Raw genomic sequence first — 15,067 nt, forward strand, 5'->3', positions numbered from 1 at the left:
TCTCGTCCAAAAACACAACCAATTGAAAACTGTAGATTTTATCCTGAAAAATTAAGTGGAGCCCTACTGCTATCTGGCGACTAAACTTCCCAAGAGCAAGAAACATAAGGGATTGCCAAAAACAGAGGACTCCAAATGCGCAAAAAACGCAACCCGCAGTGTAGTATGGAACTCCATTACGTACCTCATGAAATCTGCTCCCAGCTTTCCGGTATCTCGCAATGGCTTGACGCCCATCCACAGTTCAATGACTGGATTTATGAGGACTTAAGTTCTGGTGATAAACAGAACACTGGGCGGAACGGACTATCAGCAGAATCCGTTCTTCGTGCGGCACTCCTGAAACAGTATTTGAATTGTGATTATGACTACTTGTCGTTTGTTTTGATGGACTCCATGCTCTTTCGAGACTTTTGTCGCCTCGAACCAAACCAGCGCCCCAGTCGCTCCAGTTTGCATGGGCTCATCAGCCTTCTTACTGCATCTACATGGGAACGGATTAATAACTGTCAGCTAATGACCGCTAAAGATCAGGGTATTGAAAAAGGGCGCACTGTGGCTATTGACAGCACAGTCACCGAATCGGATATCAAACCTCCTTGCGACAGTGATCTTTTAGCCAGTTCCGTTAAAGAAATTTGTCGGCTGCTGGAACGGGGACAAACACTGACAGCGACACCGCTTTATGAATATACCCATCACAACCGAGCCGTAAAAGATGCGGCCAGAAAATGCATCTACGCTGGCAAAGAAGAGCGGCATCAGCATTATAAAAAACTGCTGCAGTTGACCCGAAAATCCCGGAAGGTACTTATCGAAGCTACTGTCACGCTAGCAAACGCCCGTCAGCAGGGGCAGTGTCTCCTGGCTGATGATGCCGACAAGTGGCAGGCCGATGTGGATCACCTGTTACCCCTGGTGGATGCAATAGTCTCCCAGACAGAGCGCAGGGTCTTTAAGGGTGAAAAGGTGCCAGCCCAGGAAAAAGTGGTTAGCCTGTATGAACCCCATACGGATATCATCGTAAAAGACAGGCGGCAAGTACAGTATGGCCATAAACTGAACCTGGTTCAGGGAAAAAGTCGATTGATCCTGGACCTGGTTATTGAGGAAGGTAACCCAGCGGATTCGGACCAATTCATTCCGATGATGGAAAGACAAAAAGAAATTTATGGTCGTGTACCTCGCCAGACAAGCGGTGACGGCGGATACGCGTGTCGCGCTAATTTGGAAAAAGCCAAGGCCATGGGAATCAGCGATGTAGCTTTTAATAAGAAGCGCGGACTTGAAGTCGAAGAGATGACTAAAAGTCAGTATGTGTATAAAACGCTCTTTCGCTTCCGGGCAGGTATTGAAGCGGGAATTTCGTGGCTAAAGAGATGTTTTGGGCTATCACGTTGCCACTGCAAGGGTTCTGAGCGTTTTGATTCTCATTGCTGGTTATCGGTGGTCTGTTACAACCTGGTGATTCTGGCCAGACACCCGGCACCATCCTGATAGCCACCTCCACGCTACATGAAAGTACCTTTCCAGCATGGTGGGAGGATGTTTTCTGCCTGCTTTTCGCGTTTTTCTCCAATATCCGTCCCAGATTAGAGAAAAAAAGGGAAGAGTTTTTGCGGCTCTCTGGAATTTCAGGAAATATCAAAACGCACGTACAATCTAATTATGATTGCCTGATGCGTTTTTGGACGAGAACTAGCTTGCTCAATACGTCCATAGCCATCCGGTGTATTACGAAACATGGAGAGATCAAAGCGGGCAGCGGCCTTCACCGGTTCATCAATCTGATCCACCAGGCCCATGTCCAGGGCTTCTTTGGCGGTGAACCAGGATTCAGACTCCATCAGCGCCTTCAGTTCCTCAAGGCTCTTGCCGGTTCTGGCGGTGTACGACACAGCAATACTGTCCGCGATCTTATCCATAATATCGGCGGTTTTGCGCATGGCTTCGGCATCGCCCTGGGCCCAGCCATAGGGGTTATGGATCATCATCATGGCGTTTTCAGCGATGGTGACCGTATCGCCCGCCATGGCAATGACGCTGGCAATGCTGGCCGCCAGCCCTTCGATGGTGACATGGATATTGGCTTTATGCAGACGCAGGGCGTTATAGATGGCGATGCCTTCAAACACCATGCCACCCCGGCTGTTCAGGCGAACATTGATCTCTGAGGCATCCAGATTACGAATTTGATCCACTACACTCTGTGCCGAAACGCCGTACCAGTCATCAATATCATCAAAGATAAACAGCTCTGGTGTCTGGTTGGCTACATTTTTAAAGGTGTACCACTGTCGGTTATGACTCATTCCTGTCATCCTTTGCTGGTTGATTGGTAGATTTGCTGTTTGCCGGATCACGGCCATCGCTGTCGTATCTCAGTGAGTGGCTATCTGCCCGGCGATTATCGGCGGCAATCTCACCATCCATCTGCTCGCTGTCATAACCCAGTTCGCTGACTACTTCAGATCGCGATTTAAATCCGCTTCTGACTGCCATTTTCTGAGCCTGCATATCCTGAACCGGATGCATATAGGGCCAGCCGTGGGCGATCCACTTTACCCGGCGATAGGCTCTTGGTTGATTGCCATAGTCCGGAATAGCTACCGAGCCATTCAGCACCGCCATATCCAGCCAGCGGTTCCAGACCGGCCGACAGAACTGAAAGATAATCTGGTTATGCTGAATCTGCTGAATGCGGCGACGGAACTCATTGATGATCAGACGCAGTGCCCGGTCACTGACGCCAGCCATATCACCCGACAGCAATTCATAAGGCAGGCCAATCCCGGCAGCAATGGCCATCAGCTGCTGCTTCATAAAATTGGGATAGTCTGCGGCAGTACCCGGTGGGTTATTGAACTCCACCTCTTCACCCGGTGCCAGCTCCTGCATGGTTCCTGGTTCCATCGCCACCATGGGTAGACCATTGTCGCCAAACACCAGTGGCTTGCCGGTCAAAGGATCAATAGGGTCTTGCTCTGGCGATGGCTTTTTAATAAAGCCGGTAAACAGGTTGGCGATTTCCTGCCGTAATAGCGTGGCATCATCAAACTTATCCAGGTGATAGAGCCTGACTAATACCTGAGTCAGTAATGGCTGGCCGCGCAACTGACCGGGTCGCAGGGCTTCAAATATATGCAGAACATTGTCGGCCTTCACCCGCACCAGTCTGGTGCTGTCAAAAGCAAACTCGGCGGGATGCTCCCGGTGAAAATAATAGGCGACCCGCTTGCCCAGCTTGTTAAACTCAATCCCGGCCTTAATCACATGGCCATTATCCAGTGTCTCGTTATAACTGATGGGGACAAACTCGGATTCCAGCACCTGCAGTTGCAGGGGAACGGTTAGGCCATCTTCCAGTCTGCGGGGACGAAGCCTGACAAAGCACTCGCCACCTTCAAACATGGCACGGGTAATCAGCGATTGCTGACCGGTGAAACTCAGTAAGCCATCAGCGTCTGATTCATCCGACCATTGCAGAAACAGGTTTTGCAGCTGCTCCCGTAAACCATCGACGTCCACCAGTGACTTTGGGGTAATGCCACGACCAATCACATTACTGACCAGCTTTTCCAGACCACTGCTGGCCCAGGGATCATTGCGGATAGCTGCCCGGGAACGGTTTATCAGTTTGGACAAATCAGCAGTGAGTGCGGTATTCGGGGAAAGTCCTGGTGCGTACCAGCTTTTGGTTCGTCGCCCTATACCGGCAGCGGTATAGGCTGAGTTTTTGAAACGACGAAACAGGTTGGTGAGCAATCCCATGCTCAAACTCCCTTGGATGAATAGATGCCATACTGCTTCGGGCGTTTCTGCTGTTTGACCAATTCACGCTCAATGGCCTGCAACCGCCTTTCCATCTCAGCAAAGCTGCTGTACTCCACCCGTCGACCTTCAAATTCCACAGTGCGGGTCTCACGCAGCAGCACTGCCCGTTTCAGAGCCTGGTATTCTGTCTCGGTAATCATGGAGGTTATCTCTGAAGGTAAGAACTGCGGGATGAACGACGGAGTGTTTTTGGCTTGTTGCTGGTTTCTTCTAATTCAGGATCAGGCGTATCTTCTGGTGCCGGTCGGCCTTTGGCGAGTAGCTCCAGATTAATGCCCCGGTGCTGCTGAAGAATACGGATCGCGGCCAGTGAGTATACCCGGCAATCCAGTGCTTCATTCCGGCGGTTCTTGGCATCCCAGGTAAAGTAAGGCACACCGAGCCGGTATTTCTTGATCTTTTCTTCTGCGGTGGCCTGCTTGAAATAGCCTTCATCAAAGCAGTCCTTGATTGGCCAGTGGCAGTAGCCTTGCCCGGGTTCCAAGACCCGGTAACGCTGATAAACCAACTCCTTGGCGGTATCGGTGCCAATCAGTGTCAGGTAGATCCCTTTCTTATTTTTGGTTTTGGGGAAGGTGGCGATAGGTTTACCAGCCTGAGAGGAACCCTTAACCGGAATCGCCCAATCGGCTCCCTGCTTACGACAGAAGGCATACACTTCATCGGTGTAGTGGCCACCAGAATCGATGCAGACCTGAGCCACATTCATTTTGGTGCCATCCTGACGGGTATAAGTTTTGTGGAGCATATCGGCCAACGCATCCCAGATACCTTGTCGGGAGAGGTCTCCGTATAAACGGACATAATCAATAGACCAGCTTTCCTCTCCAGCTCCCCAGCCAGTTACTTCAAACTCAAAGCGGTCATCCTGGACATCACAACCAACGGCTAAGTTACCGTTAATGGTTGGAAGCACCAATGTTCAGTAATTCTGCTGATCAACCGGCCAACAGTTAATTTTTTTGCTGCCGTCAGTTCTCGCCTCCAGGCCAGATAATGGGGAAGGTAACGAGTTGCAACCCCTTGGAATACGCCGCCAATCCAGCGTTTTAAATGACTGTGATAAGAATTTACAGTCTGGATGTGGTAGATGCCTTCAACAACATGTTGACCTGCTGATGTCACCAGCTCCTTGAAGACAAATCCAAGCTTGTCAGCAAGTTTTTCGTGAGCGAGGTGTGCATCCGCACAGACCGTGGCCTGTATCGATATGCGGCCATTTAAATGCCTGCACAATTCATTAGCACTTTCGTTTTCTAATACACCGTCAACGGTATTTCGATTACGGTCCCGAGCCACCATTACCGGGACTTTTCGGGCTTTGTTGGGATCATTACCCCGCTTTCGGGTTGGCCGTGGAAGGCCTTCTCTTTGCCCTTTGAAGGATTCACGGAAAAATGTTTCATCAAGCTCAGTAATGCCACAAAGCTCTTCTGCTTGATCATTATTAATCACTTCAAGAAAGCGGTGACGCCAGCGGAACGCAGTTTTCAAGTCAATGGCATTCTCAGCAGCAGCTGGTCGCAAGACCATAGAGTGAGTCATACCTGCGAGGTACTTGTTCCATTTTTCAGGGTGCCTGAGCCTTGCCAAAGGCGTTCCACTAAAGGCGTTAAACGTTGAGTCGCAAGTCTTGCAGTGGTAGCGCTGTCGGCCATTTCGTATGCCCCAGCGACCAACGCTATGGCTTTTGCATTTGGGGCACCTGGGGTTTTCGGCAAATTGGGCAAGTATGCTCTTTTCTACGTCAGGTGTTGCATTATCGTTATTGGGTATAGATTCACTGTAAACAGGTTCAGAGTCAGTGGTTTCTACTACCTCGGTAACCTCTATTTGAGTACTAAGGAGCGAGTTGTTAAGAATGTCTCGCTGTTCACTGGTTAATGTTGAAATGGAATCAATAAAATTCTGGAAGAGTTCAGATTGCATATCACTCCCCTACAACGTAGATTTTATGGGAGTTTAGCTGATTCAACCATTAACGGTAACTTAGCCACAACCAACGGTCAGTATCTCCACCCACCAGGGCACCTCTGCCGGATAATGTTCCCGTCGCTGGTAGAGCAAACTATGCTCAACAGTCTCACCTTGTTCCGTCCATGTCTCGCCAAGCACAGTATTGGTCCAGTCTTTGAACTGTACCGGGTTACTCTTGGCGGCGAGGAAATCCTCCACTGCATTTTGCCAGCTGTACCAGCCATTAGGGCTGTAAAGCGAACTCAGGTGGAATCCAGCGACCTTATTGCTCTTTTCAGTTTCAGCCTGCCAATAGCCATTAGTGAGCAGTTTCGGTTTGTCTTTTTCGTAATGCTTATGACCACACTGTACACACTCAAACCGGGTGGTTGCCGGATCATGGTTATCAAAAATGATCTGAGCCCAGACGATCGGCTGGTACTGTCCACAGCTATTGCAGGGAACCAGATAGTGTCGTTTATCGCTGCTTTCATAAGCCGCTTCAATCTTGCTGGTTTCTGCAATATTGGGCGTGCTGACCATCAGGATTTTGCGGTTACGGCTAAAAGTGGCTGTTCGTTTAATGGCCAGATTGATCGGGCTGCCTTCGCCATCCACATCATCGTCGTAGGCATCCACTTCATCCATAAATAAAAATCGGGCAGGCATCGAGCGCAGGCCCGCCGCTGAATTGGCTCCGGTAAAGATCAGCACACCATTGGGAAACTCCTTGGTCAGCAGGGTATTTCCGCTAGGCTCTTGTAGGATTTCAGACTGCTACTGGGTTGAACATTGCTGAAGCCCTTTATCTACAAAGGTTGTCAGCATATTGTCCGGTAATGTTGCTCAATCCTTGTTTTTCGTGACCTACAGTCAGTTTTCACTGTAGAGCAGTTCGTAATCAAAATAGAGCCTTCCGCTATCCCGACTTCTTGGATCTTTTACTTTCTCCCGCAGATCCGGCATTTCATCGATCATCGGGGCGATCCGCTGCTTGGAGGTTCGCTTGGCCATATCCAGAGTGGGCAATACATACATCATGGAACCCGGCGTATGGTCAATCACATAACCAAGCCAGTTATTGCCGCATTCGGTGCCACCCACCTGGGCACCCTTCATAAACACCACCTACTCGACAGGCGACGATGGTGACAGACAATCCATAATTTCTTTGAGATACGGTGTGCGGGAAGTTCGCCATCGGCCAGCTTCTTTGGTGGCCTTGGCTGGCAAAATCCGTTTCTGGTCAGCCCATTCAGATACTGTTAGCCGGGTGTCTGGCTTTAAACCTGCGAAAAAGCCTGAAAAATAAGGACTATTCATACACTTGTTTGTTTATATTCGTGACAAATAGCCGTAACGGCTACCCAAATCTAAAGATCTTGTAGACACCCAGTATTTTCGTTAGCCCTTGGGGATTCGGGGATAATTAAAGTTGGCACGCTAAATGGTAGATAAAAGGTGTAAAGGAAAATTGCTCGGCATCAGTTCCAGGATGGAAGTACCGGCCAAGGATGGCCACCAGGGAAATAATAATAACAATCTGGAAGTGCTGAGATTGTCGCCCCGTTGACCGGGGCGTTGTTTTATCTGCTGATCAATCACACAAATTTGCAAAGGCCAAAAAAAAGCCTCAGTCTGGTTCGACTGTCCCCGCTCCAATTGCGGGGTGTGGTTCACCAGCTCAAAGGCTTCCTTCGTTAAGAATACCAGCTTAACAACACGCCCGCTATAGAGTATAATCGCGCTGCTTCAGCTCCCTCTGCAGAGCGACTAGGAGGCTGTCCGAGAACTAGCTATTGAAAAAACGAAAGCTTCAGCATTTTCTTGGCTGATCAAATATTGACCTAAATTTAGCCTGTTTTGGGGTAAAAATTGCGTTTTTTACCCTTTTGCTTGCCTTTATGCTGCCATTTTAAGCCTTTTTGCTTCTTCAAGACGGATTGATCCCGTTGAAACCGATTTGACAATTTTTTTGAAATTATAAGCACTGCAGACCAGTGAAAATTCTCCAGCCACTTTTTCCTTACCCCGGACACTGAACCCTCTGAATCCTGAGTTCTTGATTTGGCCAAAAGGCGGTTCCGCAATCACCTTGCGACGCTCATAAACCGCTTTGGCCTCTTTGGTTTCCATTTTGCGGTTCATCGCCTGGCGTATGGCTTCGTGGCGGTCTGTGCGAATCACTTTCCCCGGGTCTTTGTTGTCACCACTGCACCTTTTACGTAACGGGCAATCCCGGCAGATATCTTTACTGACGCGGTAGCTTTTGTGTTTTGCTTTGCTAGCCGTGTTATAAATCAGCTTCTCACCGGCAGGGCAGGTAAAGCTGTCGTCTGCTTCATGGTAAATAAAATCCGCTTTGACAAACTTTCTGTCAGAGTCTTCCAGTCCCTCTGTTGCAGGCTTCTCCTGTCGATCCGTAGCCATGTAAGCGTCAATGTTCGCATCATCAAACGCTTGCAGGTTGGGCCCTGAGTAATAGCCATTATCCTCACTCATTTTGCCAATGGACGCGTTATCTGTTGCTTCTGCAATGGCTTCAAGTGCAGGCTTTACTTCCTGCTTGTCATTGGCATGCTGGCTGATGTGCTGGCCAACAATGATACCATTATCGCTGTCGACGCTGATCTGGGCGTTATAACTGTACTGATAGCCACTGCCTTTTTTACCCATGATCCTGGCATCATGATCAGCAAAGCTGATTTGCTTTTTGTCGTCTATCGGCTTATCGGGATTCAGGGCCTGTTCCCGTTCTTCAAGCGCTTTTTTGGCCTCCTGGATTTTCTCTAACCGTTCCTGCTTGAATTGCAAGTCTTCAGGAATGCTGTAGCCAGTCTCCTGCTGATAAGCATCGTCCTCTTCACTGTCACTGGTTTCGGCTTTTTTAATCAGGGCCTCAACTTCAGCCATTAATTCAGCTTCTTTGGCCTTAAGTCGTGCGTAGCTCATGGCCTTATGCTTTGATGAGTCGGCTTTGAATTTGGAACCATCAAGAGCGATGTGGCCCAGCGAGGCCATCTGTAGTTCCCGGGCGAGCAGCACGCTCTGTTTGAAACTGCTTTTAAAAAAGGTGGCCTGGTTTTTACGAAAGTCACTGAGCACCCGGAAATTTGGGCAGTGCTGTTTGGCGATATACATGAAAGCCAAGTCCTGATTGCAGCGCCGTTCAATCTCCCTGGAGCTGAACACACCATGGCTATAGGCATAGATCAGGATCGATATAATCAGTCGTGGGTGGTAGGCATTCTGGCCAAGATGGTGATACTGCTTTTCCACTTCAGAGGTGTCGATATGCTTGAAGATATCTTCAAAAACGAAGCAATCATGATCTGGTGGCAGCAGGTCGAAGATGTTCGATGGGAACATCAGGTGCTGGTCAAAATCAGCAGGGTTATCTTTGAATTTGATTGATGACATCCGTTTCGGCAACAACAAAGTGGGCAGAAGATGCCTGATTATACTTAATCAGGCTATTCTCGGACAGCCTCCTAGGAGGCTGTCCGAGAACTAGCTAGTTCTCGTCCAAAAACACAACCAATTGAAAACTGTAGATTTTATCCTGAAAAATTAAGTGGAGCCCTACTGCTATCTGGCGACTAAACTTCCCAAGAGCAAGAAACATAAGGGATTGCCAAAAACAGAGGACTCCAAATGCGCAAAAAACGCAACCCGCAGTGTAGTATGGAACTCCATTACGTACCTCATGAAATCTGCTCCCAGCTTTCCGGTATCTCGCAATGGCTTGACGCCCATCCACAGTTCAATGACTGGATTTATGAGGACTTAAGTTCTGGTGATAAACAGAACACTGGGCGGAACGGACTATCAGCAGAATCCGTTCTTCGTGCGGCACTCCTGAAACAGTATTTGAATTGTGATTATGACTACTTGTCGTTTGTTTTGATGGACTCCATGCTCTTTCGAGACTTTTGTCGCCTCGAACCAAACCAGCGCCCCAGTCGCTCCAGTTTGCATGGGCTCATCAGCCTTCTTACTGCATCTACATGGGAACGGATTAATAACTGTCAGCTAATGACCGCTAAAGATCAGGGTATTGAAAAAGGGCGCACTGTGGCTATTGACAGCACAGTCACCGAATCGGATATCAAACCTCCTTGCGACAGTGATCTTTTAGCCAGTTCCGTTAAAGAAATTTGTCGGCTGCTGGAACGGGGACAAACACTGACAGCGACACCGCTTTATGAATATACCCATCACAACCGAGCCGTAAAAGATGCGGCCAGAAAATGCATCTACGCTGGCAAAGAAGAGCGGCATCAGCATTATAAAAAACTGCTGCAGTTGACCCGAAAATCCCGGAAGGTACTTATCGAAGCTACTGTCACGCTAGCAAACGCCCGTCAGCAGGGGCAGTGTCTCCTGGCTGATGATGCCGACAAGTGGCAGGCCGATGTGGATCACCTGTTACCCCTGGTGGATGCAATAGTCTCCCAGACAGAGCGCAGGGTCTTTAAGGGTGAAAAGGTGCCAGCCCAGGAAAAAGTGGTTAGCCTGTATGAACCCCATACGGATATCATCGTAAAAGACAGGCGGCAAGTACAGTATGGCCATAAACTGAACCTGGTTCAGGGAAAAAGTCGATTGATCCTGGACCTGGTTATTGAGGAAGGTAACCCAGCGGATTCGGACCAATTCATTCCGATGATGGAAAGACAAAAAGAAATTTATGGTCGTGTACCTCGCCAGACAAGCGGTGACGGCGGATACGCGTGTCGCGCTAAGCGTGTCGCGCTAATTTGGAAAAAGCCAAGGCCATGGGAATCAGCGATGTAGCTTTTAATAAGAAGCGCGGACTTGAAGTCGAAGAGATGACTAAAAGTCAGTATGTGTATAAAACGCTCTTTCGCTTCCGGGCAGGTATTGAAGCGGGAATTTCGTGGCTAAAGAGATGTTTTGGGCTATCACGTTGCCACTGCAAGGGTTCTGAGCGTTTTGATTCTCATTGCTGGTTATCGGTGGTCTGTTACAACCTGGTGATTCTGGCCAGACACCCGGCACCATCCTGATAGCCACCTCCACGCTACATGAAAGTACCTTTCCAGCATGGTGGGAGGATGTTTTCTGCCTGCTTTTCGCGTTTTTCTCCAATATCCGTCCCAGATTAGAGAAAAAAAGGGAAGAGTTTTTGCGGCTCTCTGGAATTTCAGGAAATATCAAAACGCACGTACAATCTAATTATGATTGCCTGATGCGTTTTTGGACGAGAACTAGCTATTGAAAAAACGAAAGCTTCAGCATTTTCTTGGCTGATCAAATATTGACCTAAATTTAGCCTGTTTTGGGGTAAAAATTGCGTTTTTTACCCTTTTGCTTGCCTTTATGCTGCCATTTTAAGCCTTTTTGCTTCTTCAAGACGGATTGATCCCGTTGAAACCGATTTGACAATTTTTTTGAAATTATAAGCACTGCAGACCAGTGAAAATTCTCCAGCCACTTTTTCCTTACCCCGGACACTGAACCCTCTGAATCCTGAGTTCTTGATTTGGCCAAAAGGCGGTTCCGCAATCACCTTGCGACGCTCATAAACCGCTTTGGCCTCTTTGGTTTCCATTTTGCGGTTCATCGCCTGGCGTATGGCTTCGTGGCGGTCTGTGCGAATCACTTTCCCCGGGTCTTTGTTGTCACCACTGCACCTTTTACGTAACGGGCAATCCCGGCAGATATCTTTACTGACGCGGTAGCTTTTGTGTTTTGCTTTGCTAGCCGTGTTATAAATCAGCTTCTCACCGGCAGGGCAGGTAAAGCTGTCGTCTGCTTCATGGTAAATAAAATCCGCTTTGACAAACTTTCTGTCAGAGTCTTCCAGTCCCTCTGTTGCAGGCTTCTCCTGTCGATCCGTAGCCATGTAAGCGTCAATGTTCGCATCATCAAACGCTTGCAGGTTGGGCCCTGAGTAATAGCCATTATCCTCACTCATTTTGCCAATGGACGCGTTATCTGTTGCTTCTGCAATGGCTTCAAGTGCAGGCTTTACTTCCTGCTTGTCATTGGCATGCTGGCTGATGTGCTGGCCAACAATGATACCATTATCGCTGTCGACGCTGATCTGGGCGTTATAACTGTACTGATAGCCACTGCCTTTTTTACCCATGATCCTGGCATCATGATCAGCAAAGCTGATTTGCTTTTTGTCGTCTATCGGCTTATCGGGATTCAGGGCCTGTTCCCGTTCTTCAAGCGCTTTTTTGGCCTCCTGGATTTTCTCTAACCGTTCCTGCTTGAATTGCAAGTCTTCAGGAATGCTGTAGCCAGTCTCCTGCTGATAAGCATCGTCCTCTTCACTGTCACTGGTTTCGGCTTTTTTAATCAGGGCCTCAACTTCAGCCATTAATTCAGCTTCTTTGGCCTTAAGTCGTGCGTAGCTCATGGCCTTATGCTTTGATGAGTCGGCTTTGAATTTGGAACCATCAAGAGCGATGTGGCCCAGCGAGGCCATCTGTAGTTCCCGGGCGAGCAGCACGCTCTGTTTGAAACTGCTTTTAAAAAAGGTGGCCTGGTTTTTACGAAAGTCACTGAGCACCCGGAAATTTGGGCAGTGCTGTTTGGCGATATACATGAAAGCCAAGTCCTGATTGCAGCGCCGTTCAATCTCCCTGGAGCTGAACACACCATGGCTATAGGCATAGATCAGGATCGATATAATCAGTCGTGGGTGGTAGGCATTCTGGCCAAGATGGTGATACTGCTTTTCCACTTCAGAGGTGTCGATATGCTTGAAGATATCTTCAAAAACGAAGCAATCATGATCTGGTGGCAGCAGGTCGAAGATGTTCGATGGAAACATCAGGTGCTGGTCAAAATCAGCAGGGTTATCTTTGAATTTGATTGATGACATCCGTTTCGGCAACAACAAAGTGGGCAGAAGATGCCTGATTATACTTAATCAGGCTATTCTCGGACAGCCTCCTAGGTGTAGATCTGTAATGCGTAGGACTGGTCTTGCCTTGACCCATGCCAGTTTCACCTGAAGCAAATGCTTCAGCTCCCATGGCGAGACGGCTGCGTGTAGGCTCGTTGTGCGTAGAACCAGGTCTGTCTTGAGCCTGCCTGGTTTCACCTGAAGCAACTTTTATTGTTTGCGAGCAACCATTTCGTTAAGTATCGCTTCCAGCTCTTCCTGAAGTAATTTCCCTACTTTTCTTGGATCATCCTCCGCCGCCAGCACATCCGCCATTCGATCAGGAATGGCCAGCAGTTCATCCCGGATAATCCTACCTGCCTTGAAAGCATCCTGTTTTACTCTGGAGGCATCGGTCAGGGTACCGCTTTTTTCTTCATACTCCAGTTTGGCCATCTTGGCCTTGAATGCTTCCCGCATGGTGCGGGCAGTGACAAAGTCAACGGCTCCCGGTTGTGACGGTGCAAGATCGGTGGATTGATCGGAACGAATCAACGTCACCGGATCACTATTGGCTTTCATCGCCTGTTCAGCTTGTGCTGAATCCACCTTGCCATTTTTTAACTGGATAACGCCCTTCTTGATTAATTTAGTGACATACCCTCGGGTAAAGCCCTGCTGTCTGGCGAATGCTGCCTGAGTCATTAAAGCCATAGCGTCTAATCCGACAGCGGTAATTAAACTGCCTATTTCCTGACCAATTTCGCAAATTCAGAACAATCACCCTATATAGATTGTTCTCGTCCAAAAACGCATCAGGCAATCATAATTAGATTGTACGTGCGTTTTGATATTTCCTGAAATTCCAGAGAGCCGCAAAAACTCTTCCCTTTTTTTCTCTAATCTGGGACGGATATTGGAGAAAAACGCGAAAAGCAGGCAGAAAACATCCTCCCACCATGCTGGAAAGGTACTTTCATGTAGCGTGGAGGTGGCTATCAGGATGGTGCCGGGTGTCTGGCCAGAATCACCAGGTTGTAACAGACCACCGATAACCAGCAATGAGAATCAAAACGCTCAGAACCCTTGCAGTGGCAACGTGATAGCCCAAAACATCTCTTTAGCCACGAAATTCCCGCTTCAATACCTGCCCGGAAGCGAAAGAGCGTTTTATACACATACTGACTTTTAGTCATCTCTTCGACTTCAAGTCCGCGCTTCTTATTAAAAGCTACATCGCTGATTCCCATGGCCTTGGCTTTTTCCAAATTAGCGCGACACGCGTATCCGCCGTCACCGCTTGTCTGGCGAGGTACACGACCATAAATTTCTTTTTGTCTTTCCATCATCGGAATGAATTGGTCCGAATCCGCTGGGTTACCTTCCTCAATAACCAGGTCCAGGATCAATCGACTTTTTCCCTGAACCAGGTTCAGTTTATGGCCATACTGTACTTGCCGCCTGTCTTTTACGATGATATCCGTATGGGGTTCATACAGGCTAACCACTTTTTCCTGGGCTGGCACCTTTTCACCCTTAAAGACCCTGCGCTCTGTCTGGGAGACTATTGCATCCACCAGGGGTAACAGGTGATCCACATCGGCCTGCCACTTGTCGGCATCATCAGCCAGGAGACACTGCCCCTGCTGACGGGCGTTTGCTAGCGTGACAGTAGCTTCGATAAGTACCTTCCGGGATTTTCGGGTCAACTGCAGCAGTTTTTTATAATGCTGATGCCGCTCTTCTTTGCCAGCGTAGATGCATTTTCTGGCCGCATCTTTTACGGCTCGGTTGTGATGGGTATATTCATAAAGCGGTGTCGCTGTCAGTGTTTGTCCCCGTTCCAGCAGCCGACAAATTTCTTTAACGGAACTGGCTAAAAGATCACTGTCGCAAGGAGGTTTGATATCCGATTCGGTGACTGTGCTGTCAATAGCCACAGTGCGCCCTTTTTCAATACCCTGATCTTTAGCGGTCATTAGCTGACAGTTATTAATCCGTTCCCATGTAGATGCAGTAAGAAGGCTGATGAGCCCATGCAAACTGGAGCGACTGGGGCGCTGGTTTGGTTCGAGGCGACAAAAGTCTCGAAAGAGCATGGAGTCCATCAAAACAAACGACAAGTAGTCATAATCACAATTCAAATACTGTTTCAGGAGTGCCGCACGAAGAACGGATTCTGCTGATAGTCCGTTCCGCCCAGTGTTCTGTTTATCACCAGAACTTAAGTCCTCATAAATCCAGTCATTGAACTGTGGATGGGCGTCAAGCCATTGCGAGATACCGGAAAGCTGGGAGCAGATTTCATGAGCGTAATGGAGTTCCATACTACACTGCGGGTTGCGTTTTTTGCGCATTTGGAGTCCTCTGTTTTTGGCAATCCCTTATGTTTCTTGCTCTTGGGAAGTTTAGTCG

The 15,067-nt window shown here is 48.5% G+C and carries 14 protein-coding genes; 3 read left to right on the top strand and 11 right to left on the bottom strand.

Annotation, left to right across the window (positions count from 1 at the left end):
• Nucleotides 1-135 precede the first annotated feature (135 nt).
• Nucleotides 136-1,497, top strand: coding sequence for an ISNCY family transposase (locus tag MJO57_RS18195; RefSeq protein WP_252017318.1), 1,362 nt, complete (start codon nucleotides 136-138; stop codon nucleotides 1,495-1,497).
• A 137-nt stretch (nucleotides 1,498-1,634) separates the two neighbouring features.
• Here the strand turns inward: MJO57_RS18195 and MJO57_RS18200 are convergent, their stop codons facing one another.
• The 8 genes from MJO57_RS18200 to MJO57_RS18235 form a co-directional block, all read right to left on the bottom strand.
• Nucleotides 1,635-2,312: a head maturation protease, ClpP-related gene (locus MJO57_RS18200; RefSeq protein ID WP_252017707.1), complete on the bottom strand. Its 678-nt coding sequence runs from the start codon at nucleotides 2,310-2,312 to the stop codon at nucleotides 1,635-1,637.
• Nucleotides 2,302-3,771 (bottom strand): phage portal protein, encoded by a 1,470-nt coding sequence (locus tag MJO57_RS18205; protein WP_252017709.1) that lies wholly within the window; start codon nucleotides 3,769-3,771, stop codon nucleotides 2,302-2,304. Before MJO57_RS18205 ends, MJO57_RS18200 begins: the two co-directional genes overlap by 11 nt.
• Before the next feature lie 2 nt (nucleotides 3,772-3,773).
• Nucleotides 3,774-3,974 carry a phage head-tail joining protein gene (locus tag MJO57_RS18210; RefSeq protein WP_101746114.1) on the bottom strand — a complete coding sequence of 67 codons (201 nt, stop codon included), beginning with the start codon at nucleotides 3,972-3,974 and terminating at the stop codon, nucleotides 3,774-3,776.
• A 5-nt stretch (nucleotides 3,975-3,979) separates the two neighbouring features.
• Complete coding sequence (locus MJO57_RS18215; protein ID WP_252017711.1) at nucleotides 3,980-4,750, bottom strand: terminase gpA endonuclease subunit; 771 nt, start codon at nucleotides 4,748-4,750, stop codon at nucleotides 3,980-3,982.
• On the bottom strand, nucleotides 4,723-5,763 hold the full coding sequence (locus MJO57_RS18220; protein ID WP_252017335.1) for an IS1595 family transposase: 1,041 nt from the start codon (nucleotides 5,761-5,763) through the stop codon (nucleotides 4,723-4,725). The genes MJO57_RS18215 and MJO57_RS18220 overlap by 28 nt, the downstream gene beginning before the upstream one ends.
• A gap of 60 nt (nucleotides 5,764-5,823) precedes the next feature.
• On the bottom strand, nucleotides 5,824-6,558 hold the full coding sequence (locus MJO57_RS18225; RefSeq protein ID WP_256493355.1) for a terminase gpA endonuclease subunit: 735 nt from the start codon (nucleotides 6,556-6,558) through the stop codon (nucleotides 5,824-5,826).
• A 105-nt stretch (nucleotides 6,559-6,663) separates the two neighbouring features.
• Nucleotides 6,664-6,909, bottom strand: coding sequence for a phage terminase large subunit family protein (locus MJO57_RS33335; protein WP_371924638.1), 246 nt, complete (start codon nucleotides 6,907-6,909; stop codon nucleotides 6,664-6,666).
• 783 nt (nucleotides 6,910-7,692) lie between these two features.
• The gene (locus MJO57_RS18235) at nucleotides 7,693-9,210 is read right to left on the bottom strand and encodes an IS1182 family transposase (protein WP_252017502.1); all 1,518 of its coding nucleotides are present in this window, start codon (nucleotides 9,208-9,210) and stop codon (nucleotides 7,693-7,695) included.
• A gap of 234 nt (nucleotides 9,211-9,444) precedes the next feature.
• Here MJO57_RS18235 and MJO57_RS18240 point away from each other — a divergent pair, with 234 nt between their 5' ends.
• Nucleotides 9,445-10,587 (top strand): ISNCY family transposase, encoded by a 1,143-nt coding sequence (locus MJO57_RS18240; protein ID WP_252017715.1) that lies wholly within the window; start codon nucleotides 9,445-9,447, stop codon nucleotides 10,585-10,587.
• Entirely contained in the window at nucleotides 10,551-10,820 is a 270-nt protein-coding gene (locus MJO57_RS18245) for a transposase (protein WP_252017717.1), read from the top strand. The genes MJO57_RS18240 and MJO57_RS18245 overlap by 37 nt, the downstream gene beginning before the upstream one ends.
• Nucleotides 10,821-11,131: 311 nt before the next feature.
• Here the strand turns inward: MJO57_RS18245 and MJO57_RS18250 are convergent, their stop codons facing one another.
• From MJO57_RS18250 to MJO57_RS18260, 3 genes are all read right to left on the bottom strand, one after another.
• The gene (locus tag MJO57_RS18250; protein ID WP_252017502.1) at nucleotides 11,132-12,649 is read right to left on the bottom strand and encodes an IS1182 family transposase; all 1,518 of its coding nucleotides are present in this window, start codon (nucleotides 12,647-12,649) and stop codon (nucleotides 11,132-11,134) included.
• Between the two features lie 234 nt (nucleotides 12,650-12,883).
• On the bottom strand, nucleotides 12,884-13,366 hold the full coding sequence (locus MJO57_RS18255) for a hypothetical protein (RefSeq protein ID WP_252017719.1): 483 nt from the start codon (nucleotides 13,364-13,366) through the stop codon (nucleotides 12,884-12,886).
• Between the two features lie 284 nt (nucleotides 13,367-13,650).
• Nucleotides 13,651-15,009: an ISNCY family transposase gene (locus tag MJO57_RS18260; RefSeq protein WP_252017721.1), complete on the bottom strand. Its 1,359-nt coding sequence runs from the start codon at nucleotides 15,007-15,009 to the stop codon at nucleotides 13,651-13,653.
• Nucleotides 15,010-15,067: the final 58 nt, after the last annotated feature.

Origin of the sequence: Endozoicomonas sp. SCSIO W0465 (assembly GCF_023716865.1) — a bacterium.
Lineage (GTDB): Bacteria > Pseudomonadota > Gammaproteobacteria > Pseudomonadales > Endozoicomonadaceae > Endozoicomonas.

Coding starts and splice junctions, on each gene's coding strand:
- MJO57_RS18240 (WP_252017715.1), top strand. CDS start 9,445: ATGCGCAAAAAACGCAACCCGCAGTGTAGTATGGAACTCCATTACGTA.
- MJO57_RS18255 (WP_252017719.1), bottom strand. CDS start 13,366: ATGGCTTTAATGACTCAGGCAGCATTCGCCAGACAGCAGGGCTTTACC.
- MJO57_RS18220 (WP_252017335.1), bottom strand. CDS start 5,763: ATGCAATCTGAACTCTTCCAGAATTTTATTGATTCCATTTCAACATTA.
- MJO57_RS18200 (WP_252017707.1), bottom strand. CDS start 2,312: ATGAGTCATAACCGACAGTGGTACACCTTTAAAAATGTAGCCAACCAG.
- MJO57_RS33335 (WP_371924638.1), bottom strand. CDS start 6,909: ATGAAGGGTGCCCAGGTGGGTGGCACCGAATGCGGCAATAACTGGCTT.
- MJO57_RS18260 (WP_252017721.1), bottom strand. CDS start 15,009: ATGCGCAAAAAACGCAACCCGCAGTGTAGTATGGAACTCCATTACGCT.
- MJO57_RS18235 (WP_252017502.1), bottom strand. CDS start 9,210: ATGTCATCAATCAAATTCAAAGATAACCCTGCTGATTTTGACCAGCAC.
- MJO57_RS18205 (WP_252017709.1), bottom strand. CDS start 3,771: ATGGGATTGCTCACCAACCTGTTTCGTCGTTTCAAAAACTCAGCCTAT.
- MJO57_RS18195 (WP_252017318.1), top strand. CDS start 136: ATGCGCAAAAAACGCAACCCGCAGTGTAGTATGGAACTCCATTACGTA.
- MJO57_RS18210 (WP_101746114.1), bottom strand. CDS start 3,974: ATGATTACCGAGACAGAATACCAGGCTCTGAAACGGGCAGTGCTGCTG.
- MJO57_RS18250 (WP_252017502.1), bottom strand. CDS start 12,649: ATGTCATCAATCAAATTCAAAGATAACCCTGCTGATTTTGACCAGCAC.